The sequence below is a fragment of the Acidobacteriota bacterium genome (genome assembly GCA_035471785.1).
Taxonomy (GTDB): domain Bacteria; phylum Acidobacteriota; class UBA6911; order RPQK01; family DATIPO01; genus JANQFM01.
In genome coordinates, this window is sequence record DATIPQ010000112.1 from 1 (window position 1) to 26308 (window position 26308).

At 62.0% G+C, this 26308-nt stretch carries 20 protein-coding genes, 4 tRNA genes and 1 pseudogene; 19 read left to right on the top strand and 6 right to left on the bottom strand.

What is annotated here, in order from left to right; translation table 11 throughout:
• Positions 1-33 precede the first annotated feature (33 nt).
• Together VLU25_16645 and VLU25_16650 are read left to right on the top strand one after the other, a co-directional pair.
• Positions 34-110: transfer RNA gene (locus VLU25_16645), tRNA-Pro, on the top strand.
• Positions 111-428: 318 nt separating this feature from the next.
• Positions 429-1025 carry a hypothetical protein gene (locus VLU25_16650; GenBank protein HSR69566.1) on the top strand — a complete coding sequence of 199 codons (597 nt, stop codon included), beginning with the start codon at positions 429-431 and terminating at the stop codon, positions 1023-1025.
• A 354-nt stretch (positions 1026-1379) separates the two neighbouring features.
• Here the strand turns inward: VLU25_16650 and VLU25_16655 are convergent, their stop codons facing one another.
• Together VLU25_16655 and VLU25_16660 are read right to left on the bottom strand one after the other, a co-directional pair.
• Positions 1380-1724, bottom strand: a complete 345-nt coding sequence (locus VLU25_16655; protein HSR69567.1) for a c-type cytochrome — start codon at positions 1722-1724, stop codon at positions 1380-1382.
• A 182-nt stretch (positions 1725-1906) separates the two neighbouring features.
• Complete coding sequence (locus VLU25_16660; protein ID HSR69568.1) at positions 1907-3853, bottom strand: oligopeptide transporter, OPT family; 1947 nt, start codon at positions 3851-3853, stop codon at positions 1907-1909.
• A 118-nt stretch (positions 3854-3971) separates the two neighbouring features.
• On the opposite strand from VLU25_16660, the gene VLU25_16665 reads away from it, so the two are divergent.
• Positions 3972-5426, top strand: a complete 1455-nt coding sequence (locus VLU25_16665) for an aminoacyl-histidine dipeptidase (protein ID HSR69569.1) — start codon at positions 3972-3974, stop codon at positions 5424-5426.
• A 275-nt stretch (positions 5427-5701) separates the two neighbouring features.
• Here the strand turns inward: VLU25_16665 and VLU25_16670 are convergent, their stop codons facing one another.
• From VLU25_16670 to nrfD, 3 genes and pseudogenes are all read right to left on the bottom strand, one after another.
• Complete coding sequence (locus VLU25_16670; GenBank protein HSR69570.1) at positions 5702-6946, bottom strand: hypothetical protein; 1245 nt, start codon at positions 6944-6946, stop codon at positions 5702-5704.
• 18 nt (positions 6947-6964) lie between these two features.
• Entirely contained in the window at positions 6965-7600 is a 636-nt protein-coding gene (locus tag VLU25_16675; protein HSR69571.1) for a DUF3341 domain-containing protein, read from the bottom strand.
• Positions 7586-8944 (bottom strand): annotated as a pseudogene (nrfD, locus tag VLU25_16680) (NrfD/PsrC family molybdoenzyme membrane anchor subunit). The gene VLU25_16675 and the pseudogene nrfD overlap by 15 nt, the downstream one beginning before the upstream one ends.
• Positions 8945-9196: 252 nt before the next feature.
• Here nrfD and VLU25_16685 point away from each other — a divergent pair.
• From VLU25_16685 to VLU25_16700, 4 genes are all read left to right on the top strand, one after another.
• Positions 9197-10918: a DNA repair helicase XPB gene (locus tag VLU25_16685; GenBank protein ID HSR69572.1), complete on the top strand. Its 1722-nt coding sequence runs from the start codon at positions 9197-9199 to the stop codon at positions 10916-10918.
• On the top strand, positions 10915-12894 hold the full coding sequence (locus VLU25_16690) for a helicase-associated domain-containing protein (protein HSR69573.1): 1980 nt from the start codon (positions 10915-10917) through the stop codon (positions 12892-12894). Before VLU25_16685 ends, VLU25_16690 begins: the two co-directional genes overlap by 4 nt.
• Positions 12895-13009: 115 nt before the next feature.
• Positions 13010-14713 (top strand): transglycosylase SLT domain-containing protein, encoded by a 1704-nt coding sequence (locus VLU25_16695; protein HSR69574.1) that lies wholly within the window; start codon positions 13010-13012, stop codon positions 14711-14713.
• Between the two features lie 22 nt (positions 14714-14735).
• Positions 14736-15497, top strand: a complete 762-nt coding sequence (locus VLU25_16700; protein HSR69575.1) for a Sir2 family NAD-dependent protein deacetylase — start codon at positions 14736-14738, stop codon at positions 15495-15497.
• Positions 15498-15501: 4 nt separating this feature from the next.
• On the opposite strand, the gene VLU25_16705 is transcribed toward VLU25_16700, so the two are convergent.
• Positions 15502-15960 (bottom strand): hypothetical protein, encoded by a 459-nt coding sequence (locus tag VLU25_16705; GenBank protein HSR69576.1) that lies wholly within the window; start codon positions 15958-15960, stop codon positions 15502-15504.
• Between the two features lie 375 nt (positions 15961-16335).
• Between VLU25_16705 and VLU25_16710 the strand changes: the two genes are divergently transcribed.
• From VLU25_16710 to VLU25_16765, 12 genes are all read left to right on the top strand, one after another.
• Positions 16336-17283, top strand: coding sequence for a ParB N-terminal domain-containing protein (locus VLU25_16710; GenBank protein ID HSR69577.1), 948 nt, complete (start codon positions 16336-16338; stop codon positions 17281-17283).
• 94 nt (positions 17284-17377) lie between these two features.
• Positions 17378-18859 carry a GMC family oxidoreductase gene (locus tag VLU25_16715; protein HSR69578.1) on the top strand — a complete coding sequence of 494 codons (1482 nt, stop codon included), beginning with the start codon at positions 17378-17380 and terminating at the stop codon, positions 18857-18859.
• Positions 18852-20003 (top strand): hypothetical protein, encoded by a 1152-nt coding sequence (locus VLU25_16720; GenBank protein ID HSR69579.1) that lies wholly within the window; start codon positions 18852-18854, stop codon positions 20001-20003. The genes VLU25_16715 and VLU25_16720 overlap by 8 nt, the downstream gene beginning before the upstream one ends.
• Before the next feature lie 278 nt (positions 20004-20281).
• Positions 20282-20746, top strand: coding sequence for a cupin domain-containing protein (locus tag VLU25_16725; GenBank protein HSR69580.1), 465 nt, complete (start codon positions 20282-20284; stop codon positions 20744-20746).
• A complete protein-coding gene (locus VLU25_16730) occupies positions 20736-21968 on the top strand; it encodes an MFS transporter (GenBank protein ID HSR69581.1) in 1233 nt (410 codons plus the stop codon). Before VLU25_16725 ends, VLU25_16730 begins: the two co-directional genes overlap by 11 nt.
• On the top strand, positions 21965-23125 hold the full coding sequence (locus VLU25_16735; GenBank protein HSR69582.1) for a glycoside hydrolase family 3 N-terminal domain-containing protein: 1161 nt from the start codon (positions 21965-21967) through the stop codon (positions 23123-23125). The genes VLU25_16730 and VLU25_16735 overlap by 4 nt, the downstream gene beginning before the upstream one ends.
• Positions 23126-23201: 76 nt before the next feature.
• A complete protein-coding gene (locus VLU25_16740) occupies positions 23202-23708 on the top strand; it encodes a ferritin (GenBank protein HSR69583.1) in 507 nt (168 codons plus the stop codon).
• A gap of 58 nt (positions 23709-23766) precedes the next feature.
• Positions 23767-25326 carry an AbgT family transporter gene (locus VLU25_16745; protein HSR69584.1) on the top strand — a complete coding sequence of 520 codons (1560 nt, stop codon included), beginning with the start codon at positions 23767-23769 and terminating at the stop codon, positions 25324-25326.
• A 238-nt stretch (positions 25327-25564) separates the two neighbouring features.
• A tRNA-Tyr gene (locus tag VLU25_16750) sits at positions 25565-25648 on the top strand.
• 81 nt (positions 25649-25729) lie between these two features.
• A tRNA-Gly gene (locus tag VLU25_16755) sits at positions 25730-25805 on the top strand.
• A 47-nt stretch (positions 25806-25852) separates the two neighbouring features.
• A tRNA-Thr gene (locus VLU25_16760) sits at positions 25853-25924 on the top strand.
• Between the two features lie 42 nt (positions 25925-25966).
• Positions 25967-26308: GTP-binding protein (locus tag VLU25_16765; GenBank protein ID HSR69585.1), on the top strand; the 342-nt coding region annotated here is incomplete at its 3' end.

Sequence of the window (26308 nt, forward strand, 5' to 3'; positions counted from 1 at the left end):
CTTCTCTGCTATACTTCCCGCTCAGCATAGGTTCGGGGCATGGCGCAGTCTGGTAGCGCACCTGCTTTGGGAGCAGGGGGTCGGGGGTTCAAATCCCTCTGCCCCGACCAGCTTCACGGCAATCACCAACTTCCAAAAAACAACTCCCGAGAAGAGGCTCGACGCGATTGGGCTTTCTTGCACCCCCGAAAATCGGCTGATCCCTAGCGCGGACAGGGAAGTTTTTCCCTGAAAGCACCGACAGGACCCCTCCGTCGAGGGTCTTGAGATGCGACTGCTCTCTTACTCAAAGCCTTGCTGGGCCTGGGTTTGCGCAGGAAAGGCCGGTAGGGAAGGCTCGATTGGCACGGTCTTTGCTCCCTAAATATCAGTGCGAGTCGAGGAATCTCAAGCAGTCGGTGCGGTGACGCACTGGAAGGAATATCGAGATGTTAAAGAAATCCCTGATTGCACTGACCATTCTCATCCCTCTCCTGTGGCTGAGCGGCTGTCAAAGCAGCGGAGCAGCCTCCCCGGACCAGGAAACCGTGGAAGTCCCGGCCAACATCCGCCTTTCAGCGACTCTGGATCAGTCTCTGGACTCGGGTACGACCCAAGCCGGCGAACGCTTTACCATGACGGTCAAAGAAGACGTGGTCGTCAATGAAAAGGTCGCCATCCCGGCAGGAGCCGTGGTGCATGGCGTGGTTACCGAGGTGGAGAGCGCGGGACGTCCCAACAAGGGCGGCAAACTGTCGCTGGAGCCCCGTGAGTTGACGGTGAGAGGCACGAGGCTGCCTATCAGCGGCAACATCGTCTCCTTTCGAGGAGAGGGCAGCATTAAAGAAGACCTGAAGGAAATCGGCATCGGCAGCGGTATCGGAGCCGCCATCGGCGCCCTCATCGACGGCGGCAAAGGCGCTCTGATCGGACTGGCCATCGGTGGCGGAGGCACCTTTCTCTCCACCAAGGGCGAGCAGGTCGAACTGCCAGCCGAAACGCCGCTGGTCATCGAATTGAATGAGCCCGCAGACATACCTGTTTAACAGCGCTCTTAGTGGGAACGCACCCGGAGTGCTGAGTGTGCGATCCTCAAGGGACTCATAAACAGGCTCATCCTCTGCTGGGCCGACCCCCTTAAACATTGAGGCCTGCCTTGCAGGGCTCGGCTGCATTCCCCGTGTGGCTGCGGGTCTGCTGAGGCTGAGGATCGTTGCAAGCGGCGGCTCGACCGAGCCGCCGCTTTTTGGTTGTCGGGGGCGAGCAGTTTGCCGAACTTTGGGCGCATCGCTGCTTTGGGCATTGCCTCCATCGCCGCAAGGATGCGCCTCCCACCATTCAAGGGTCAGGTCAGCTCACACATAACGGCCCGCCTGCTGGAGCCGTGGCCGCTGAAGCGACTATTCGGACTTTTGTTCGAGCAACCAGTCGACCAGGGCTTGGAGCTCCTCGTCGGAACCTTTGAAGGGCTTGGCGTGAGCCTTGCCGTCGATCTTCTCTTCCTGGCGCAGATAGCCGGCGATCCACTTGGATTCGCGCTTTTCCGCGATCCCGGCGAGATCTCCTCCCGCCATGGGGCCAGCTTTCATCTTGGCCATGATCTCGGCCGAGGTGACGCTGTGGCAGGTCCCGCATTTGGCCTCATCGAAGACCTTGCGGCCGTCGATTTCCGACACGGCTGCCACGAGCAACAGGGAACAGGTGAAGACCACGAAAACCAAGGCGGCTAAAATCGTCTTATTCATATCAGGCTCCTTCAGAAGTCTGAGAGGCACTCGTTCTGAATTCCCGACTAAGATTCTATACTGGCTGGTCTGTTGATCCAAGCATAGACTAGCGAGCAGCTCATACCGCCGAGAGCAATTAGGCCTTCAGCGCGGTCGCTGAAACTTGATTCGTGTGTAAACTTGTTGGCCACCTAGTGGCCCTAGCCGGTTTTGACGGTAGGTATGTCCCTTTCCTTCATTTTCCTGCTGGGCAGGTAGATGAGCAGGTAGATGAGAACCGGGTAGATGATCAGGCTGAGCCAGAAGTTGGACGAGACGGCGGGTAAAGTCACAGCCGTAAGAGTCAGCAAGGCCAGCAGGGCGGCCATGAGAGAACCTCCTGCGATCAGTCCTGAAGAGAAGAGCACTCCGATGTTTTCGCCACGCTGACGTTCCTCGGGGCTGGCGTCCATGGCGTTGACGCGGCGGTCGTAGAACCATTTGATAACGCCGCCCACGAAGATGGCGGCGGTACTGGTGAAGGGCAGATACATGCCCACCGCGATCAGCATGGGAGAGGGAGACTTGATGAGGATCAGCCCTATGGCCAGGAACATTCCGGCGATGACCAGCGGCCAGGCCGCTTCGCCGCCCACGATGCTGGTCGACATCAAGGCCATCAGTCCCGCCTGGGGAGCCGGCAAGGTGGCTGAGCCGATCTCGTAGACCGCGTCGTAAAGCATGAGTACGGGCATCATGGTCAGGGCCGCGATCACCACGCCGATGAGCTCGCCGGCCTCCATCTTCCAGGGAGTGCCGCCCAGGATGTGACCCACTTTCAGATCCTGCATCATGTCTCCGGCAATGCCGGCCATGCAGCACACCACTCCCGCCACGCCCAGTACCGCGGCGATGCCCTCCAGTCCGCTGACGCCGATGAGCACCATGAGCACAGCCGCCACCAGCAGCGAACTCAGGGTCAGTCCCGAGATGGGGTTGTTAGAGCTTCCGATCATGCCCACCAGGTATCCCGCCACGGCCGAGAAGAGGAACCCCAGAACGACCATCACGACCGTCAGCAGCAGGGCCCCCGGCAAAGATCCCGAAAAGTACCAATAGAGGAAAAAAGTCGGAACAGCCATCACCAGGACGCCGGCTGAGATCTTCTTGAAATCGAGATCGATCTCGGTCCGCTCCCTGGTTTCCTTGCCCGCCACGCCGATGTCGGTGAAGGCCTTGCTGATTCCGGTTATCAAGGAATTCCGAAGGTTGTAGAGGGTGTAGAAGGCGGCCACGATCATGGTTCCGACCGCCAGCGGACGCACCTGGGTGGTCCAAACCTGGGTGGCCATTCCCGTCAGGTTGCCTGCGGCAGCGTCCATCAGCCCCGGGTTGAGGAAGATCCCCAGCGGCACCAGCAACAGCCATCCCAGGACGGCGCCGGAAAAAAGCACCGCCGAAATGCGAGTGCCTACGATGAAGCCGACTCCTACCAGGATGGGATCGGCGGAAGGCGTCTGCAAGAGCAGTCCCCCCGTATATTCGACGGGATTCTGCAGCACGCTGATGGTGGATTTGCCCATGTCCACGAACCTCTGAGTGGACTGCTGCACCAGGGGGATGCCGTTGGGATTCTTGAAGAACTCCCACACGGCGGCCAGTCCCATGGCTCCAAAAAGGTAGGAAGCTCCGGTCTGACCTCCCTGCCCCGCCTTGACGATCTCGGCGGCCGCCACGCTCTCAGGAAAAGGCAGTTCCGCTTCAACTACCAGGGTGCGGCGCAGGATGATCACGAAGAGTACGCCCAGCACCCCGCCTACCAGCATGATGAGGGTGCCTTCCCAGTAGTCCATCTCGGCCCAGGCGCCGGTGATGACGAAGGCCGGAATGGTGAAAATCGCTCCCGCCACCAGGGCTTCTCCCACCGAAGCCGTGGTGCGGGCCACATTCTCCTCCAGAATGGTCCCTCTGAAGATGCGCAGCACGGCCATGGCCACCACCGCGGCCGGGAAGGCCGCTGCGACGGTGAGACCCGCCTGCATCCCCACGTAGGCATTGGCCGCGCCTAGCAGTACCGCCATCACGCAGCCCAGAAAAACAGCCTTGAAGGTCAATTCCGGCATCGACGTCGTACCGGGCACATAGGGCTTGAAGCTCTTCTTGTCCACGGGCTTTTCCTCCCTCGAGGTTGCTTTGTGTCAGGAAACGATGGGGAGTATTCTAGGGAAGGCTCCCGTGCGAGTCAATGGACACGAACCCGAAGTTAAACGCTACAGGATAAAGACTATGACTTTTGTTTCAGAATTCGAGCCGCAAGAGCTATGGCGGCATTTTGACCATATTCTGACTATTCCCCGGGGATCCAAGAACGAGGACCGGATGCGCCGCTACGTCATCAAAGTGGCCGAGAAGCGGGGGCTGCAGTACAAAGAGGACGAGGCCGGAAACGTCGTCGTCTATAAACCGGGCCAGAATGGGGGCGAGCAGGCCGCCACGACCATCCTGCAGGCCCACCTCGACATGGTCAACGAAAAGAACTCAGACGTCGACCATGACTTCGACAAGGATCCCATCGTTCCTCAGCAGGACGGCGAATTCCTGAAGGCCAGGGGAACCACCCTGGGCTCCGACAACGGAATCGGCGTGGCCGCCATGCTGGCGCTGCTGGAAAGCGACACGGTGGCCCACGGCCCTTTGGAACTGCTCTTCACCATCGACGAGGAAACCGGACTGACCGGCGCTACCCGCTTGGCCGACGGAATGCTTCACGGCCGGCAACTGCTTAACCTCGACTCCGAAGAAGAAGGCATCCTCACCATCGGCTGCGCCGGGGGAGCCGACAGCAAGCTGACGCTGGGACTGAAGACGGAGCCGGTGCGAGGGAAGGCCCTGCAGGTTTCGATGTCAGGGCTCAAGGGAGGACATTCCGGTGTCGACATCCACCTGCAGCGGGGCAACGCCGTGCAGTTGTTGGCCCGGGCCCTCTTCGCGGCGTCGCTCAAGACGCCCATCCGCCTGGCCGCTTTTCAAGGAGGCAATCTGCACAACGCTATTCCCCGCGAGTCCTCGGCTACACTTGTCGTTGCAGACGCGGGCCAGTTGGACGCAGTAAGAGGCGAACTGGAGCATGAGCTCAAGAACATCCAGAGCGAGTTCCATGCGGCCGACCCGGGTTTGCAGTTCTCGCTGGCTGGAACAGAGACGCCCGAGCGGGCTTGGAGCGAGGACACCACCCGCAGGGTGCTCAGCCTCGTCACAGCCCTTCCTCACGGCGTGCTGGCCATGAGCCAGGACATCGAGGGACTGGTGGAGACCAGCACCAATCTGGCGGCAGTGCGCAGATCCAACGGAAGGCTGGACGTCCTCATGTCGAGCCGCAGTTCGGTGGCCTCAGCCTTGGCCGCCCTGCGCCGGCGCATCCGGGCGGCGGCACTGCTGGCCGGCGCACAGGTGGAAGAAGGCGACGGCTATCCCGGTTGGGAACCGGATGTTGACTCGCACCTGCTGGAGGTAGTCAAGCGGCTGCATAAAGAAGTGCTGGGTTTCGAACCGGAAGTGAGCGCGGTGCACGCAGGGCTGGAGTGCGGGATTATCGGCGAGAAATATCCGGGCATGGATATGATCTCCTTCGGCCCCACCATCCAGTATCCCCACTCGCCGGATGAGCGCGTAAAGATCGATACGGTGGCTAATTTCTATCGGCTGCTGAGTGCCACACTGGAGGCCTTGGGTAGGGAGTGAGTTACGGTTCTGGCAGCGGGATTTCTGCCGCCAGTCAGAAGTTAGAGCCACCCTGTCGCGTTATCCCACGCTTTCAGCGTTCAGACCTTTGCCGTCTGAAACCCAGGGTGGCGCCGCCGTCTCGCTAGCGCTCGCCGCGGCTGACCCTGGGCTGGCGAATCGCTCGCCTTCAGCGAGCCCGGACTTGACTTCCAACACAGTCGCTGGGCTGGCGAATCTGTCCCTGTCAGGGACAAGAACGGAGGGCCCTGGCTCAGAACTCATGACCGGCAGCACTAGATGTTTTCGTAGCTGAGGGATTCGGCCAGGCGGGGGTCGCGCACGGGGACCAGCTTGGGACTCTTCATGAGATATCCCAGCGTGCCCAGGAAGACTCCCGCCACGCCCAGCAGACAGGTCAGGTCGAGCAGGTGCGGGTGGAATCCCATGGCCTGGGTGACGCCGTCCACCACCTCGGTGCGTGAGGGCATGACGAGCCAGTAGAGGTCGATGTAGTGGACCAGCAGCAGCCAGACGGCCGCCAGGCTCAAGGTCGACTTGCGGCGCTTGACGCTGACCGGCAGCAGGAAGAAGAAGGGCAAGGCGAAGTGGCCCACGGCCATGAAAATGGAAACGGGCTGCCATCCGTGGGTCCAGCGGTGCTCGTACCAAAGCGTCTCTTCGGGGATCGATCCGTACCAAATCAGCATGAACTGTGAAAAGGCGATGTAGGCCCAGAAGACCACGAAGCCGAAGAGCAGCTTGCCGATATCGTGGAAGTGCTCATAGGTAACCACGCTCTGCAGCAGCCCGCGCGCCTGCAGGCGGATAAGCTTGAGCACCATCAAGGCCAGCGCCCCCAAGAAGCATCCGGCAAAGAAATAGACGCCGAAAATGGTCGAGTACCAGTGCGGATCGAGCGACATGATCCAGTCAAATGCGGCGAAGGTCAGGGTAACGCCGAAGACGATCAGGGCCGGCGCGCTGCGGGATTGCAGCTTTCGGGTAATGGCGGGGTCGCCTGCTTCGTCCTGGCGCATCGACTCCTTGCGGAACCACCAGGCGATCAAGGTCCAGGCCAGCAAGTAAAAGATGGAACGGATGAGGAAGAAGGACTCGTTGAGGTAACCCGACTTGGACTGCAGCAGAGGATCGGCCGCCACGGCTTCCTCATGAGTCCAATGGTAGAGGTCGTGCAGGCCCAGAAAGAGCAGGGGCAGCATGAGCAGGCCCAGCACGGGCAGAGTGGCCATGCCGTGTTCGGCCAGCCGGCGGACGGCCACGCTCCATCCGGCCCGCGAAGCCAGCGTGGCCAGCACGAAAAACATGCAGCCCAATCCCAGGCTGATGAAGAACAGACAAGCGACCAGGTAGGAATACCAGAGTTGCTGGCTGTCGCCCGCCAGGCCGATCGCGAAGGAGATGATCAGGAAAACCGCTCCCACGCCTCCCGCCAGCAAGGGCAGGCGGGCCAGCGCATGGTCCTGAGGGATGGAGATCTCCCGCGGATCAATGGCGGGCAAATGATGCGTTTCAGCCACGTTTCGCTTCTCCTTGCACTAGGCCGGCTCGGGGACGGCTTCCACATAGGTGGCGCCTGTCTTCTTCAAGAACGCCGTGGTGGTGCGGCGGTCGAACTGCGGATCTTCTGATTCGATGGAGATGAAGAACTTGTCGTCGCTGACCCCTTCAAAGCGCTCTGATTCAAAGAGTGCATGGTTGTGACGGGGCAGGCGCGAGAAGTGCAGGAATCCCAGGATGGCGCCCAAGGCTCCGCCCAACACCCCGCATTCGAACATGATGGGGACGAATGCCGGCCAACTGAAAAACGGCTTGCCCGAAATAACCAGCGGATAAGCCTCTACGCTGACCCACCATTGCAGCAGCATGCCTGCGGCCGCTCCTCCAAGGCCCAACACCAGCACGGCGTAGGGCACCAGCGAACGGCGCAATCCCATGGCGCGCTCCAGCCCGTGGACGGGGAAGGGCGTGTGAGCGTCCCATACCTTATAGCCGGCCTCGCGGACCTTGGCGCAGGCGCTCTTGAGAGCCGAAGGATCGGCGAACTCAGCCACCAGCCCCCACGATCCCTCGCCCTCCGGGTCGGCTCCCTCCTGGGCGGCCGCCCGCTGCAACTCCTGGCCGCTGCGGTCCTCGGCCTCGGGTTCGTCATGGGCATGAGCCTGCGGCAGCACGCCTTTGACCTCGGCGATGGCCACCATGGGCAAGAAGCGGACGAAGAGGGTGAAGAGCGTGAAGAAAAGCCCGAAGCTTCCGGCCAGGGTGGCGATGTCCCACCAGGTGGGAGTGAAGTAATCCCAGCTTGCGGGCAGGAAGTCGCGGTGCAGCGAAGTGACCACGATGACGAAGCGCTCGAACCACATCCCGATGTTGACCAGGATGGAGACGATGAAGAGGATGACGATGTTGGTGCGGGCCTTCTTGAACCAGAACACCTGGGGCGAAAGCACGTTGCAGCTCACCATGATCCAGTAGGCCCAGGCATAGGGCCCGAAGGCGCGGTTGATGAAGGCGAACTGCTCGTAGGTGTTGCCCGAATACCAGGCGATGAAGAACTCGGTTGCGTAGGCGTATCCCACCAGGGTGCCGGTGAGCAGGATGAGCTTGGCCATGCGGTCGAAATGGAGCATGTTGATGATGTGCTCCATTTTGAAGACCACCCGGCAAATCAGCATCAGCGTCATCACCATGGCCATGCCCGAAAAAATGGCTCCGGCCACGAAGTAGGGCGGAAAGATGGTGGTATGCCAGCCGGGAAGCTGGGAGGTGGCGAAGTCGAACGAGACCACCGAGTGGACCGACAGCACCAGCGGTGTGGCCAGTCCGGCCAGCAGCAAATAGGCCCGTTCGTAATGCAGCCATTGGCGGTGAGAGCCGCGCCAGCCCAGAGCCAAGAATCCGAAAGTCAGCTTGCGGATGCCGGCCTTGGCCCGGTCGCGCACGGTGGCCAGATCGGGCACCAGTCCCAAATACCAGAAGATGGCCGACACCGTGAAGTAGATGGAGACCGCAAAGACGTCCCACATGAGGGGGCTGCGGAACTGGGGCCACATGTCCATTTGATTGGGTAAGGGCAGCATCCAGTAGGCCACCCAGGGGCGGCCCGTGTGGATTCCCGGGAACACCAGCGCGCAGATGACGGCGAAAAGCGTCATGGCTTCTGCGGCCCGGTTGATGGAAGTCCGCCAGCGCTGGCGAAAGAGAAAGAGGACGGCTGAGATCAGGGTGCCGGCGTGGCCGATTCCGACCCAGAAGACGAAGTTGACGATGGGCCATCCCCAGGCTACCGGGACGTTGTTGCCCCAGATTCCGATGCCCTCCCACATCAACCAGGCGATGGAGATTCCGAAGACGCCCAACAGGCTCATGGAGACGGCCAGCGTCAGGTACCATCCCAGCGAAGGCTTCCACTCCAGGGGGCTGGCCACCGATTCGGTGATCTCGCCGAAGGACGGTTTGCCTTCGATCAGATCAGGCCGTTTTTCAACCGGATCGATGTCCATGACTGCCTGGGCCATAAGGTCTACATCCTCGAGAGTGCCGTTTCAGATCTCATCCGCCCGGCGCTCTCGCCGGAAGGAGTCCTCAATGCCTTGCGGGCACCGCCGCTGAGAGGCCTGTCAGCCGCCCGTTTTTGGCGCTTTGAAGACCGGTTGCAGGAGAAACTACACCAAGGCCGCAGCAGACGCAAGTGCTTCCTGGGACAAAGTGGCCGCCCTCCCTCCACACTGCCATCGACAGGGCCGCCCTATAATATTAAGAGTCGGTCTATGAGCCAGTACGCGCCGGAGAATCCGCTTATCGTGCAGGGCGATCACACCATCCTCGTGGAGGTGGCCTCGCCCCGTTACGGCGAAGTGCGCGACCGCTTGCAGGCCTTTGCCGAACTGGTCAAGTCCCCGGAGCACGTGCACACCTACCGCATCACGCCGCTTTCCATCTGGAACGCCTGCGCCGCCGAAATCTCGCCCCGGTGGATCGCCGATACGCTGCGGGAATTCGCCAAGTATCCGGTTCCCGACCATGTGCTGCACGAAGTCTCCGAGTACGCCTCCCGCTTCGGACGCCTCAAGCTGCGGCGCTCGGAGGGCGATCTGCTGTTGTGGGCCGACGAGCCTGCCCTGGCCGAGGAGATCAGCCGTCACCGCCTGGCCGGTCCTTTGCTGGGCCAACGCCTGACGCCGCTCTCCTTCAGCGTCGACCCGGCCCTTCGCGGACGCCTCAAGCAGGCCCTGGTCAAAGCCGGTTTCCCCGCTCAGGATCTGGCCGGATACCTGCGCGGCGACGAACTTCGCCTGCGCCTGCGCGAGCACACCTTGCAGGGGCGGCCCTTCAGCTTGCGCGATTACCAGCAGCGGGCGGCGCGCGCCTTTCACGCCGGCGGACGGGTGGAGGGCGGCTCGGGCGTTGTAGTGCTGCCTTGCGGCGCCGGCAAGACCATCGTGGCCATGGGAGTGATGGCCGAGCTGCAATGCTCGACACTCATCCTCACCACGGGAATCACCGCCTCACGCCAGTGGATGGAGGAAATCCTCGACAAGACCACCCTGCAGGAACACCAGATCGGGGAGTACTCGGGACACAATAAAGAGGTGCGGCCCATCACGGTCGCCACCTACAACATCATGACCTATCGGCGGCCCGGTGAAGACCAGGACTTCCTCCACCTGGGCCTCTTCGACCGCCGCAACTGGGGACTCATCATCTATGACGAGGTCCACCTGCTGCCGGCGCCCGTCTTTCAGGTCACCGCCTCGCTGCAAGCCCGCCGCCGCCTGGGACTGACGGCCACGCTAGTGCGCGAGGACGGACGCGAAGACGATGTCTTTGCGCTGATCGGACCCAAGAAAGCCGACGTCCCCTGGCGCGAGCTTGAAGCCCAGGGCTGGATCGCGGCGGCGGCCTGCTGCGAATTGCGCGTCCCCCTGCCGCCCGGCGAGCGCATGAAATACGCCATGGCCGATCCGCGCGCCAAGGCCCGGGTGGCGGCCGAGAATCCCCGCAAGCTTCCCCTGGTGCGGCGCATCATGCGCCGCCACGAAGGCCAGCCCACCCTGATCATCGGCACCTACGTCGACCAGTTGCGCAGCCTGGGCGAAGACCTGGACATCCCCGTCCTCACGGGAGCCACGCCCCAGTCCCGCCGCGACCAGTACTACCGGAACTTCAAGAGCGGACGCCTTAAGGCCCTGGCCGTCTCGAAGATCGCCAACTTCTCGGTCGATCTGCCCGACGCTGCGGTGGCCATTCAGATCTCCGGCACCTTCGGCTCGCGCCAGGAAGAGGCCCAGCGTTTGGGACGCGTATTGCGTCCGAAGCCAGGCGCCAACCAGGCTCATTTTTATTCGCTGGTATCGCGCGATACCATCGAGCAAAGCTTCGCCCTCAAGCGCCAGCTCTTTCTCTGCGAGCAGGGATACCAGTACCGCATCGAGGACTTGTCGGACGACCTCCAGCCCCGGGCGCTCTCAACCCAAGGCCGGCCCTCATGAAGCTTTACGCTTTTCCCTGGGAGCGCTTCTTCGCCCGCTTGCCCCACTGGAACAGGCTCAGCCTGGAGGCCCGCAAGACCTATCTGGAGGCCTCGGGGGACCCCTCCGACCTGGCCCGCGCCCACTTCCAAGGCAGCCTGGACGAATTGCTCGAGGCAGGTTTTCTCTCCTCTCGGCCGGACCGCCAGTCACTGCGCATCCCGCCTCAGCAAACCCGCTACCGCAAACTGATGCAGACCCTCTGCCGGCAGGACCTGCTGGGCACGCCATCGTCCTCTTCCTTCGGCCAATACCTCGACCGCCACTTCCCGGCCCGTCACCAGGCCACCCTCATCGACACGCATCCCGTACGTGGAAACCAAGCCCGCGAGGCGCTCTTCGAACAGGTCTCGGGCGAGGAGTGGATCGAGTCCTTTCTGGAACTGAAAGAAGCGGAAGACTTCGAGCGCCGCCATCTCAATTCCGACGAGCGGCCCTTCCTGATCACCCCCAAGAACCTGCGCGAGATGCAAAGGCTCATCCGCCTTCTCATCAGCGCGGGAGAGCCGCAGGAAATGGCCCAACTTGGCGGCCATTTCGAGACCCTCCATCTGCACATGCTGATTCCTGCCGGACTTCGTTATCTGCTGCTCTATCCGGGCATGGACGAGAGGACGCTCAGCCCCCGGATCGGTCTGTGGCCGCGGGCCCTGCACCGCCTGCGCGCGCCGCGTCCCCAGGCGCCCCGGGCGGTCGAGGTCAGCGATCAGCACTTCTCGGCCTTCCTCATGGAGGACATGACCAAGACCCTGGTGGCCGCCTCCAGCAGTCCTCTTCGCCTCAAGACTTCCGACGGCTCCCTCTATGCCCGCGATTCGCGGCGCCTGGAGGACACCTTTTCCCGCCTTCCCGACTGGCTCGAATCCAAACTGAGTTGCGCCCCCTCCAAGAGAGTCGAGGAGGCACTCCTCTACCTGCGCCAGATGGAATACCTTGAACTCTACCGAGAGCAAGACGGCGAGAGGCTGAAAGCCACCGAAAAAGGGGCCGCTTGGCTGGCCGCAACCGCCCAGCAACGGCTCAGCCAGCTCTTGGACCAGATCAGGCAAGGCCCCCGCCGCCGCTTCCACAAGCGCGCCTTCCTGCCTTGGGACATCGAGCTGCGCGGCGTCAATCCTCCTCCCGACCTCAAAAAAGCCGTCTGCCGCTGCTTTCTTTCCCTGCAGGACGACCGTTTTTACGACTGTCAGGAATTCGCCCGCTATCAGTCGGTCGAATCCAACCCGCTTCTGCACCTGCGCCGCCGCGGCGAGACCTTCAACCTCTCTCTGGGCTGGAAGCATTTCTACCGGCCCAATGCCGAGAAGCTCGAGCAAGTCTGGTCGAATCTGCTGCTGGAGTTTCTTCACACCCGCCTTTTTCCGCTGGGCTGCGCACGGGCGGGACGCCATCAGGACGACCGGCTATGTTTCGCCCTCAGCCAGGCCGGCCGGCGTTTTCTGGGGGACCGTCCGCAGCCGGACGGCGAGGGACCCGGCCAAGAAGGACATATCATGGTGCAGCCCAACTTCGAGGTGGTCTTCATGTCCCCGTCCCCGCTGGCCGAGGCCGAGATCGGCCGTTTCGCCGAACGGGTGGGCAAGGACCAGGTAGGCGTACTCTTCAAAATCACCCCTCAACGGGTGCAGGAAGCGGTGGGCTCGGGAATGGCGGGAGCGGCCATCGTGGAGTCCCTCGAGAAAGCTTGCGCCGCTCCCTTGCCCTCCAACGTCCGTACCGAAATCAAAGGCTGGGCCGGGCAGTGCCGCCGGGTGACGGCCCGCAAGAGGCTGCTCATCGAGTGTCCCGATCCCGACACGGCGGCCCGCGTCCTCTCGGCAGGCGGGAAGAAGGTAAGCCTGATCAACCCCACCATGCTGGTGCTGGAAGACGCTTCTTTCCGCCGTACTCTCTTTAAGCGTCTGCGCAAGAAAGGGGTCTTCCTGGACGAACCCTGAAGGGAGCCAGCGGGCTGGAGTGCCCTGGCAGGGATGATATTTGTCTTCCAAAAGCGCTCTCGACGCATGTTATATTGAGCAAGCCCTTTGCAAGCCAAAGACGAGGTATCTGTTCATGCGCTTCACGTTGGAATCCATGTTGCGGCTGGCCCTGGCGACCGCTCTCCTGTTGATCGCCGGGTGCTCCAAGAAGACTCCCGATCAGCCCCCGGTTTCGGCTCAACGGGATGACGGCCAGGTCGAAAGGGGACCCACCGCCGATCAATCCGAGCAGGAGGCCGGAAAGGAAGCCGAGCGGCTCCACCGTCAACGATGGATGAGCCTGCTCAAAGAGTCCCGAAGCCGTGCCCGACGGGCTCAGGTCCTCTACCGCCAAGGGCGGGCCGATGAAGGGGAGCGGATTTTCGAGAGTCTACTCAACGACCTGCGCAAATCGCCCTTTGATTTCCCCTCCCATCCCCAGGTGGAACGGACCTACAACGAGCTGCTGCGCCGCTTTCAGGACTTGCAGTTGAGCCGGGCCGCCGCCAGGGACGACTATTCCGCAGGGGACGAATCGGTCCCTGTCCCGCAGGAAACCACTCCCCTGGAAGAGGCCGATGACGTCAACCTCTACACCATCGAGATCGATCCTGATCTGCGCGACCTGGTGCACGAAGAACTGCTGGATGCCCGCTTCGATCTTCCCGTGGTGCTCAACGACGCCGTCCTCAAGGCTCTCGAGTTTCACACCGAGCGTTCGCGAAAGAGCGTCGAGACCGGCTTGCGCCGCGTCGGGCGTTTCCGTCCCCTTTTCGAGAAGGCTTTCGAGGAGGCCGGGGTGCCCAAGGACCTCATTTACATGTCCTACGTCGAGAGCCTCTTCAATCCGCGCGCCTACTCGCGAGCCCACGCCCGCGGACTGTGGCAGTTCATGTCTCCGACTGCCCGCGATTTCGGGATGCGGGTCGACTGGTGGATCGACGAGCGCTCGGACGTCGAAAAATCGACCTACGCGGCGGCCCGTTACCTGCGTCAGCTCTACGACAAATTCGGCGACTGGTACCTGGTGCTGGCGGCCTACAACGGCGGACCCGGACGGCTGGAGCGCATCCTCAAGCGCCACGGCCAAATGGACTTTTGGGAGATCTCGCGAAAACGCCTCTTGCCCCGCCAGACCCGCAACTTTGTGCCGTTGATTCTGTCCACCATCATCGTTTTCAACAACCCGCAGCGCTTCGGCTTCGAGGTGGAAGAAGATCCTCCCCTCAACCTCGAGAAGGTTCCAGTGCCTCACCAAGTCGACCTGGGCAAGGCGGCCAGCCTGATCGGCATGACGGGGCAGGAGCTGGCCGACCTCAATCCTGAACTGCGCCGCGGCGTCACGCCCTTCCAGATGGAGGGCTATCAACTGAAGGTGCCCGCGGGCTGGGGAGACGGTCTGGATGAAAAACTGGCGGAACTGCCTCCCGAAGAACGCACTCGATTCGCCCGTCATCGAGTGCGCCAAGGTGAAACGCTGGGCCAGATCGCGCGCCGCTACGGCACCTCGGTCCGCGCCATCGCCCAACTCAACGACATCCCTAACGTGCACCGAATCAGTCTCAACCAGAACCTTCTCATCCCGGTCAACCAGAAGGCCGCCCCCGTGAACCCGCGATCCGTTCCCTCCAGCGGAGAGCACGTTGTCAGCCGGGGCGATACCCTCTACCGCATCGCCCGGCTCTATCGGATTGCGCTGGAGGACCTGCTGCGCTGGAACAAGCTCACCCGCGCTTCGGTAATCTATCCGGGTCAAGCCCTGCGCCTCAGCCGCTCCCAAGAGGACGGCGGCCAATGACCTCCTCCACGCGAGAAAGACCATGAGCGACACCGCCCGCCTGGCCGAGCGCCTCCGCGACGCCCGCTACACGCTGGTCTTCACGGGCGCCGGGATCTCCACCGCTTCCGGGATTCCCGACTTCCGCGGACCCAAAGGCATTTGGAAGGAAATGAAGCCGGTTTACTACGATGAGTTCCTGTCTTCACACGAGGCCCGAGTCCGCCATTGGGAAATGAAGCTGCGCAGCCACAAGGAATACGGCGGCGCCAAGCCCAATGCCGGGCATAAGGCCTTGATGGAATTCGACGAGATGGGATGTCTGCAGATGCTGGTGACTCAGAATATCGACGGGCTCCATCAACTGGCCGGGCACGATGACTCCAAGGTCGTCGAAATTCACGGAACGGGGCGCCTGGTCGAGTGCTGCAGTTGCGCCAAGACTCTGCAACCCGATCCCTTCTACGACGAATTCGAAAAGACGCGCCAGCCGCCTGTCTGCGAGTGCGGGGGCTTTCTCAAGTCAGCCACCGTCTCTTTCGGCCAGCCGATGCCGGAGGACAAGCTGGAAGCCGCGTTTCGAGCTGCCCAACAATGCGACCTGGTGATTTCGGTGGGTTCCACCCTGGAAGTGGAACCGGCGGCCTCCGTCCCCCGGCTGGCCAAGAACCGCGGAGCCTACTACGCCATTGTCAACAAGGGGCCGACCGCCCATGACAGCCTGGCAGACCTGCGTCTGGAAGGAGACGCCGGAGACCTGCTGGGCCGGACCGCGCACCATTTACGCCGTGCCACTCTGGCCTGAAGACCTATTCTTCTTTCTTGTACTTGTTGCGCGAGACCGGAGTCGAATCCGCCATATCAATATAGAGATACTGGCCCTCTTGATCCCCCTTGACGCTGTAGCGCCGATGGTAGGAGAGCGGGATGTCGAAAGCCGAGAGAAACTTGGTAATGGAGATGACCGAACAACTGTGTGATTTGATATGGGTGATGCGGCGCTGTCCGCGATGAGGCGATGGGAAGAGTTCGAGGACGATCTCGCGGGTGTCCTCTGACCAAAAGAGATCAGCCGAGCGGTAGTCGGTGCCGAGCCCGTGAGTGTCGACGGCCTGACAATTGAAAATCAGCTTCACGCTCTGCGAGCCCTTGGGCGTCTTGACCTGGAAGCGGGCGGCTGGAGGAAAGGTGCCTCGGGTTTCCTTGAATCGGCTCAGCTTGGGCTTTCGACCTTGAGGCTCGTAGATCTTGATGGGTTGTCCACTCATAACCAGCAAACTCCTTGGCGAAGAGGTTGAAAACCTCGGCGCGTTAGCAAAAAGGCCGAAGCCTTTCCGCGCACTAGTTGTTGGTAATTGAGACGTCCCCCGACAGCCGTCTATCTACTACAGGTTAGCGAGAAGCTACCACAGGCGTCATAGCATGTCAACGAAAAAACAACGAACTTTTGAGTCGCTGGTTAAAGCAGCATGGAACCAGCAGTTATCAAGAAGATCTATGCAATTAGACGGCAAATCACTGCAAAAAGTTCGCCGAAGTTCGGCTACACTGAGACCTGGCGAGTGGATCAGGACCCACAGTAATCCTGTGAACCGTAAACCCTCCATCAGGGTGCAAAAATGGGAAGACAATGGGCTGAAAGCATGGAAATTGATCTAAGGGACATCGATGCGGCCGATCGCAGCCTGGCCATAAGCCATCCATGGCAGGTCGATGAGGAACTTGAGGAATCGGTCCGCCGGTTCGGCATTCTCACTCCCGTCGAGGTGCGGCAGGATAGGGGTAAACGTTTCCAGATCGTGCATGGCTTCCGCCGTTTGGAAGCGGCTCGGCGGGCCCGCTTGCAGCACATGCCCGCGCGTCTCGTCAAGGGAGATGACGAGTTTCTCTTTTGGACTGCCCTGGAGGCCAACCGCACTTCTCGTGGCTTGAGTGTGCTGGAGGCGGCTGCCGCCGCGGGCATCTTGCGCAACCGCTTCGACTACTCCGAGAAGCGTCTCACAGATGAGGTGCTTCCCCGCTTGGGACGCCGCGGCGACCGGCGCACCCTGAGCAGGCTGTTGCAGATTTCGGCTCTTGACGAGCGTTTGCAGCGGGCCATTCATCAGGGGCTGGAGGCCGAACTGGCCCTGCGCCTTTACAAGAGGCCCCGCCAGTTGCAGGACCTGGTTCTTTCCCGCATCGAGCGCTACCGTCTCGGCCGCAACAAGCAGAGGGAGTTTTTCGAACTGCTGGACGAACTGCTGGCGGCCTCTGGAGAGGATTCAGCCCGCCGTTTCTGGCGGGAAAGCGGACTGGCCGCAGTGGAAGCCCGGGGACGGACCGGTCCCGACCGTTTCGCAGCCTTGCTGGAAGAGCTGCGCAGACTGCGCTATCCCTCTCTTTACCGGCACCGGCACAGCTTTCGCTCCCTGCTGGACGAGCTGGATTTACCCTCTTCCATCCGCCTCCAGGAGCCTCCCAATTTCGAAGGCGGTGATCTGCAAATACTCCTTTCCGTGTCTTCGCCCCGTGAGTTGTCGGAAGCGGCACGAAGGCTGGCCCGGGCTGCCGAAAGTCCGGCTTTCCAGCGCGCTTGCGCGCTCTTGTGAGTGCCTGGCGGGAGGAGAGGGTGCTATAATTCCGGCGCGCGGCTTGACACGCTCTCAGTGTCCTTCGGATTCATCGACTGACGCCTGAACCTCAATGATCGACACTCCCCAATCTATCCAGGAAGGGCAATTGCTGGAGTTCGACCTGTGCATCGCGGGAGCCGGCGCCGCGGGCATCTCCATGGCGCTGCAACTGGAGGGAAGCGGGCTCAAGATCGCGCTGCTCGAGGGAGGCGGGCTCAATCCGCCGCCCTTCAGCGATCAGCATCCTTTTCATGGGCGCAACGTGGGGCGCGAGTACTCCCTGATCGGCACGCGCCTGCGATACTTCGGAGGCACCACCAATCACTGGGGAGGATGGTGCCGCCCTCTCGATCCCATCGATTTTGAAAGGCGCTCCCACTCCGATCTGAGCGGGTGGCCTCTGACCCGCCAGGACCTGGACCCTGCCTACCGGGAGGCCTGCCGGCTATGCGAGATCGACCCCCCTCTCTTCGATTTGCAGGACTTAGGCGAAACAGGCCGGCCCGAAACCGAATTCTTCCACCACTACGATCAGGACCTGGCGGCCAAGAATTTTCGCTTCAGTCCGCCCACCCGTTTCGGCCAGCGCTACCGCCCCGACATCGAGAAGGCGGCCGACGTGACTTGCTTTATCGACTCCACGCTGGTCGAGATCGAGCGGAATGGAAAGCGTGTCGAGCGTCTTAGGCTGCGCAGCCAAGAGAAAGAGTTCTTCGTCAAGGCCACAACCGTGGTGCTGGCGCTAGGGGGCATAGAGAACGCCCGCCTGCTCCTGGCCTCGGACAGCCGGGATCCACAAGGGTTGGGAAATGAAAGCGGATTCGTGGGCCGTTGTTTCGCCGACCATCTGGGACGGACGCTGGGGCAGGTCCTGACCTCCTGGAAAGCTCCTTACGTCATGTACCGTCACGACGGTCTGCAGCTTCTGCCTCATCTCTCGCTGTCGCCTCAGATTCTGCGCAGCCAGGGATTGGTCAACTTCGGAGTGGCCTTTCTTTCCAGCCGGGGAGAACAGTTCTTGTCGAGCGATTACCTGCACGATCAGACCTTGTTCGCCGACTGGAAGGGGAGTTCCAAGATGGGCTTCTATCACATGGTGGCCCGCTTCGAGCCCACGCCCAATCCGGACAGCCGGGTCACCTTGATCGAGGAGCGCGATCAGTACGGTTTGCGCCGGGTGCAGTTGGACTGGAAGCTCAACGAGGCGGAATTCGAGAGCTTGGACCGGATTTCCGAGATCCTGGCACGGCGCATCGGTGCCGCCGGGGTGGGCCGCATGCGGCGGGCTTTCCTCAATCCTAAGGGCGCCCGCCAAGCCAGCATGACTTATCAGGCTCATCAACTGGGCACGACCCGCATGTCGGAGGACCCCACCCGCGGAGTCGTGGACGCCAACTGCCGCGTCCACTCCTTGGAGAATCTTTACCTGGCCGGAAGTTCCGTTTTCCCCACTTTCGGCTTCGCCAATCCCACCCTGACCATCGTGGCCCTGGCGGTACGCTTGGCCGAGCATCTGAGAGACCGCCTCAAGCCGGAGAAGAAGGATGGCTGAACGCATCTGGACCCGCCGCCGATTCATTGCGGCCGTCTCGGCGGCCGGCGGATTCGCCCTGGGACGCGTCAGCGTTGACTGGATCGGACGCCCGGAGCGGTTGCGCAACCGCTTCCGAGACCGGCTGTTGGCTTTGCTGCAGGAGGTCGACCTGCAGGCCGAGGTGGGCAGCGCCTATTTGCAGGAGAATCCTTCTCAGGCCGATTTGGACGTCCTCTCACAACTTCTCCTGCAACGCCTGGACTTGGCCGGCTGGTGGACTGAAATGACCGGCCTGCCTGACCAACAGGCCCTGCGCCAGGCTCTCAGTGCCGCCATCAGCCAGGACTTCCAGCGCGCCGACGGAATCTGCCGCCTCAATGGCTGGTACCTTTCCCAGACCGAGTGCCGCTTGGCCGCCATGCGCGTCGTGGCTCGGGGCCAGGGGCTCATCAGCGATGTCGCCAAGCCCGTACTGGCCTTTCCTGAGGCTGATCTCTACGAGGTGGGGGAATGGGGTCCCCGGACCACCCCTCGAGGAGAGTCTTTCAATCAGCAACCGGACGGCGGCTCGGCCTTTTGGTTCCATATTGCCGGAGCTCCCCCTTCGCTCAAGATCTTCTTGGGACGCCGCGAAATGAAAGTGACGATCCATCCAGATCTGGTAACGGCGTCGCTTGCGCCCGAGGACGCGGCATCCATCGTCAGGAACCCGGGCCGCCATGCCGTCGTGGCCGCCGATCCCCAGCGCCAACTGCAGCAGACCATCGGCGAATTCCAGGTCCTGGAGGGCGCCGCCGACTCGCCGGCCAATGCGGTGGAGGGCCCGCTCGAGGTTTCGTCCTTGCCTGAGATGCGCCTGAAAGAAGTCGCGGCCTGGGGACCGCAGAGCACCGTCCTGGGCCAACCCTTCAACCCCCAGCCTTCCGGCGCTTCGGCCTTTTGGATCGATGTCGAGGCCGACCGCACCGAGAGCGCCCTCAGGGTCTACCTGGGGAACCATCCGCTGCGCACCACCGTCAACGCAAAAGTGATCACCGCTTCCATCAGCCCCGAGGAAGTTTCGTCGCTGCTCGGCAGGGCCGGAAACTATCCGCTCTACTTGGTGAGCCGAGCCCGCTCCGGCCGCCAGAAGGTGGGCGACTTCGAAGTCAAGGCGCGTTAGAATGGCGAATCGGCGGGGCGGACCACTAACGAGCAGCCTTATACCGCCGAGAGCATTGGCCCTCACCGCGGTCACTGAGACTTGATTCGTGTGTGAACTTGTTGGCCATTCAGCGTTGGCACATTGGCCGTCTGAAACCCAGGGTGGCGCCGCCGTCTCGCTTGCGCTCGCCGGGGCTGACCCTGGGGCTGGCGAATCTGTCCCTTGCAGGGACAAAAAACGACGGCCTGGCTCAGGACTTATGACCGGCAGCACCAGGAATCGAAGAAAGGGGACTCATGACGAAGCGCAGATGGATTTGCATTGTGGCGCTTGCCTTAATGATGCAGTGGGCCATGGGGCAAGGGAATCAAAGCCAGCAGGAAAAGGCGTCATCTCGAGGTGAAGGCTGGCAGGCCTTCGAGTGGAAAGGCCTGATGGAGGATGCTGCCCGCACGGGCAGCCCCTGGCACCCCTTCTTGACCCAGCCGACCCTCAGCATGGGCGTCTACCGGCTGCCGGCAGGTTCGGACGACGGCCAGAGCCCTCATGAGAAGGACGAAGTCTATTACGTAGCTCAGGGGCAAGCCGTCCTGCGCGTCGGGGAGGACGATATTCCCGTCTCTCCGGGCTCTGTGCTCTACGTGCGGGCGGGAGCCGACCATCATTTTCACTCCATTGCTGAAGACCTGGTGGTGTTGGTTTTCTTTTCAGCGGCTGAACCGCCACAAGCTCCTCGGCCGCGCGGCTCCAATGATCACTGAGCGGCTCCCCCAAGGCTACAGCGCCTCTCACAAGTGGACGGCGGTGGGCTTCCTGACCTTGGCCGTGCTTCTTTCCATGGGCCTGTGGTTTTCCGCCTCCGCCGTCACTCCCACGCTGATGCGGCGCTGGTCGTTGGACAGCGCTTCGGCGGCCTGGCTGACCATGGCCGTACAGATCGGCTTCGTTGCCGGGGCCTTAGCCAGCGCCCTGCTCAATGCTCCCGACCGATGGGCTCCCCGCTACCTGTTTGCCCTGGGAGCCTTTGCCGGAGCCGCCTTCAATGCCGCCATTCCGCTGTGGCCCTCCTGGCTGTGGGCCGTCCCTCTTCGCTTCGCCACCGGATTCTGCCTGGCTTTGGTCTATCCCGTGGGCATGAAGATCATGGCCACCTGGACGCGCCGCGACCGAGGTCTGGTCTTGGGTCTGGTGGTGGGAGCGCTGACCGTGGGCTCGGCTTCCCCCCATCTGATCCGCTCATTGGGTGGCATCGACGAATGGCCCCGAGTCCTCTACACCGCTTCTGGGCTCTCGGCCCTGGGCGGACTGCTGGTGCTGCGCTTCGGACGGCGGGGGCCCTTCGGTCTGCCCGCCGCCCCCTTTCGCTGGCGTCAGATGGGAGAGTCGTTGCGCGACCCCGCCCTGCGTCTGGCCAACCTGGGCTATCTGGGTCACATGTGGGAACTCTACGCCATGTGGACCTGGGTCCCCGTCTACCTGGCCGAACTCTACGGTTCCTCTCATCAGGCGCAGCGCCGAGCTTCGCTGGCGGCCTTCCTCATCATCGCCTGCGGCGGGCCGCTGTGCGTGGCCGCGGGGCGGCTGGCCGACCGCTGGGGGCGGACGCGCACCACCATCCTCTGCATGAGCGTGAGCGGTGCCTGCGCCCTGGCCGTGGGATGGGCCGGGCTCGTCTCTCCCTGGGCCGCCACAGCCTTGGCCGTGGTTTGGGGGCTGGCCGTCATTCCCGATTCGGCCCAGTTCTCGGGAGCCGTCAGCGAGTTGGGGGACGCCCGCTACATGGGTACCCTGCTGACCACCCAGACCTGCATGGGATTCCTATTGACCATGGCCAGCATCCGCATGGTGCCGGCGCTGAAGGCGTATGCCGGCTGGCCCCTGGCCTTCGCCGCCCTGGCCCTGGGCCCCGCCTTGGGAGCCTGGGCCATGTTCCGCTTGCAACGCTCGCCTCAGGCCGCCAAACTCTCGGGAGGTTTGGGATGAAGGGCCGCAAGTTTGTTTCCCTGATTTTCCTCGCGCTGATGGCGTGCACGGCGACTCCCCGGCAGGAGGAGGGCGCGTCCGGCCAACCCCAAGCCGCCCCAGACTTGCCCCCGCAGCTCGACGAGTGGATCGGGCACATGCTGATGGTGGGCTTTCGCGGCACCCGCCTTGAAGACGACGATCCGTTCTTGCGGCAGATCGGCAGCCTGCACCTTGGGGGCACGGTCCTCTTCGACTACGACGTCCCCTCGGGCAGGCCCTTGCGCAACATCGAGGACGCCCAACAGGTGCGCCAATTGACCCGCACCCTGCAGGCGGCGGCCGCCCATCCCCTGCTCATCGCCATCGACCAGGAGGGAGGACGGGTGGCCCGCCTCAAGCCGCGCCACGGATTCCCCGAGACGCTCTCCCAACAAGCTCTAGGTCGTCTCGACGACCAGCAGCGCACCCGGCGACAAGCCCGCGAGGTGGCCCAACTGCTTCGCGACTTGGGCGTCAACGTCAATTTCGCTCCCGTCCTCGACCTCAACCTGCATCCGCAGAATCCCATCATCGGCGCCTACCAGCGCAGCTATTCGGAGGATCCGGAGGTGGTGGTCCGCCACGCTCGCTGGACGATCGACGAATTTCACCGCCAGAGCTTGCTGGCCGCCGTCAAGCACTTCCCGGGACACGGCTCGTCGCGCCAGGACTCCCACCTTGGCCTGCCCGACGTCACTCCCTACTGGCAGCCCGTCGAATTGATCCCCTTTGCACGCCTCATCGAAGAAGGACTGCCCGACATGGTGATGACGGCTCACCTCTACCATTCTCAGTGGGACGAAGAATTGCCGGCCACACTCTCGCCTCAGGTGATCGAAGGGATTCTGCGCCAGCGCCTGGGATTCGAGGGAGCGGTGGTCTCCGACGACTTGCAGATGGGCGCCATCGCCCAGCGCTACGAGCTTGGGGAGACGGTGCTGAGAGCGGTTGAGGCGGGCGTCGATATCCTGGTCTTCTCCAACAACAGCCCCGCCGGCTACGATCCTGAAATCGCCCCCAAAGCCCACGCCGCCCTGCGCCAACTGGTGCAGCAAGGAAAAATTTCGCCCCGGCGCGTCCGCGCTTCCTATGAGCGGGTCCGACGGTTGCAGAGCCGGCTGCCTCCCATTGACTGAGGCCCCAGGCTGACGGACAATGTATAGGGTATTGGCAAGTCAACAAAGCCTCCGCAGCGGAAGGGAATAAGAACAGATGCTTTCAGATAAGATGGAAAAAGAGCTGAACAAACAGGTCAACGCCGAACTGGAATCGTTCTACGTCTACCTCTCCATGGCCTCCTACATGGAATCGGTCGATCTTCTGGGCTTCGCTCATTGGATGCGCGAGCAAGCGGATGAAGAGATGAGCCACGCCATGAAGATTTACGATTACATTCATGAGCGGGACGGGCGCGTGGTGCTGGGCGAAATCGCCGCGCCGCCCTCTCAATGGGACGGGGTAGGCGCCGTTTACAAGGCGGCCTACGAGCAGGAGGTTTCCATCTCCAGGAAGATCGACAAAATCGTCGACTTGGCCATCAAGGAGGCCGACCACGCCACCCACTCCTTCATGCAATGGTTCGTCAACGAACAAGTCGAAGAAGTGGCCACCGTCAAGACCATCATTCAGAAACTCAAGCTTATCGACGGCGCTCCGGGAGGCCTTTTTCTACTCGACCGGGAGATGGGTCAGCGGCCGGGCGATTCCCACGAAGATTAGACCGCGCAGTGCCGGCTTTCTTTCCTAGAACGGAGCGGGCTGCTATCATCCGGCATTCATGCCAAAAAACCAGACGAAGCCCACCGAACAGCCCCCCTCCGGGCTGATGAGCCGTTTTCTGGACACTGTCGAGGTCTTGGGCAACAAGCTGCCTGATCCGTCGGTGCTCTTCCTGCTGGCCCTCATCATCACCTGGATTCTTTCCTGGCTGTTGGCGGGAGTGGCCTTTACCGAGATCGATCCGCGTACCGGACAGCCGCTCCAGGTGCAGAACCAGTTGACCGGTCCCGCTCTGTCCACTTTTCTCGCCAACATGGTCACCACCTTTACGGGATTTGCGCCCCTTGGCGTGGTGTTGCTGGCCATGTTGGGCGTGGGAGTGGCCGAGCACACCGGATTCATCACGGCCGGCCTCAAGTCGATGCTCTCCTTCACTCCCGGCGGCCTGCTGACGCCCATGCTCATCCTGGTGGCCATCGTCTCCCACACGGCGGTGGACGCCGGCTACGTGCTGGTGATTCCTCTGGGAGGCGTCATCTTCTATGTGGCCGGACGCCATCCGCTGGCCGGCATCGCAGCCGCCTTCGCGGGGGTTTCGGGAGGCTTTTCCGCCAATTTCATACCCTCCAGCATCGACGTGCTGCTGCAGGGCTTTACCCAGTCGGCGGCCCAGATCATCGATCCGGTCAGGGAAGTGAACCCTCTCTGCAACTGGTGGTTCACGGCCGCTTCCAGCATCCTGGTCATCCTTCTCGGCTGGTACCTGACGGACCGCGTGGTGGAACCCCGTCTGCGCAGTGTCGAGGTGGATGGCGACCAGGAAGAAATGCCCAAGATGGAAACCAGCACTGCGGCCGAACGGCGAGGACTGTGGGCCGGACTGCTTTCCATGCTGATCGGCATCATCTTGCTCATCGTCGTCTCTTATCCCGCCGATTCGCCTTTGCGCGATCCCCAGGGCAACCTGGGGACCTTCGCGGCCCCGCTGATGCAGTCCATCGTTCCCCTGATTTTTCTCTTTTTCCTCATACCCGGCATGGTTCATGGCTACATCGCCGGGACCGTCAAATCGCATCGCGACATCATCAAGGGCATGAGCAAGGCCATGAGTTCGATGGCTTACTATATAGTTATGGCCTTTTTTGCGGCCCAGTTCATCGCCGCCTTCGGCAGCTCCAACGTCGGCGCTTTGATCTCTCTCAAGGGCGCCTCCTTCCTCGAAGCATTGGCTCTGCCCGCCCCCGTGACCATCACCGGCATCATCGGCTTGAGCGCCATGGTCAATCTGGTGGTCGGATCGGCCTCCGCCAAGTGGGCTCTGATCGGCCCCATCTTCGTGCCCATGCTGATGCAGTTGGGCTTCTCTCCCGAGTTGACCCAGGCCGCCTACCGCGTCGGCGATTCCACCACCAACATCGTCACTCCTCTGATGCCCTATTTCCCCCTGGTGGTGGTCTACTGCCAGCGCTACGTGAAGAATACCGGCATCGGCACGCTGCTCTCCATGATGCTGCCGTTTTCGGTGGTCTTGCTGGTGAGCTGGACGATCTTTTTGCTGCTCTACTGGGCGGCCGGCATCCCTCTGGGCATCCAGGGCGGCTATTCTTATCCGCCTTAGCCGACGTTGAGGGACGCTGAGGGGCAGCGCTGCCGGGCTCCCTCCGGCCCCCTGATATTTTTGAGAAAGCGTTTGAACTCGTTTTGGCGCGGTGGTATACTGCGGCCTTTTCGTGGCGAGTGGGTTTGCGCTTGGATACGTGGATGAAACGATCATGAGGCGCGAATCCGCGGGGAAAAAGAACGCAGACGAGGCGTACAACGAACGGAAAGATACAGCCTTCTGCTGGTTTTAGCGTGGAGGGGTGGCTGAGTGGACAAAGGCAACGGGCTGTAAACCCGTCGGGCTCTGCCCTTCGTAGGTTCGAATCCTACCCCCTCCAGATACTTTAAGAGCGAATGACGGGGGTTGGCGAGAGCGCCTAGAACGTGAGATAATCCAGGGCTCAACTCTTGTAGAGCGAGCGGGAGTAACTCAGCTGGTAGAGTCATAGCCTTCCAAGCTATTGGTCGCGGGTTCGAGTCCCGTCTCCCGCTCCATTTTTCCAGCCCGCAGAGCAGAGCGCTGACAAGCTGACAAAGAACATGCCCACGTAGCTCAGTGGTAGAGCGCGTCCTTGGTAAGGACGAGGTCACCAGTTCAATCCTGGTCGTGGGCTCTGTATCCTCATCGGTTTTGAGAGGATTGGACGAGGAACATAATGGCAAAAGAGAAGTTCGAACGCACCAAACCGCACGTCAACATCGGCACGATCGGTCACGTAGACCACGGCAAGACGACGTTGACGCCGGCGATCACGACGATATTGGCCAAGAACAATCCGGGGATCCAGGTTCGCAGTTTCGATTCGATCGACAACGCGCCGGAGGAGAAGGAGCGGGGGATCACGATCGCCACGGCCCACGTGGAGTACGAGACCGAGAACCGCCACTACGCCCACGTGGACTGCCCGGGTCACGCCGACTACGTCAAGAACATGATCACGGGAGCGGCTCAGATGGACGGAGCGGTCTTGGTGGTGTCGGCGGCCGACGGTCCGATG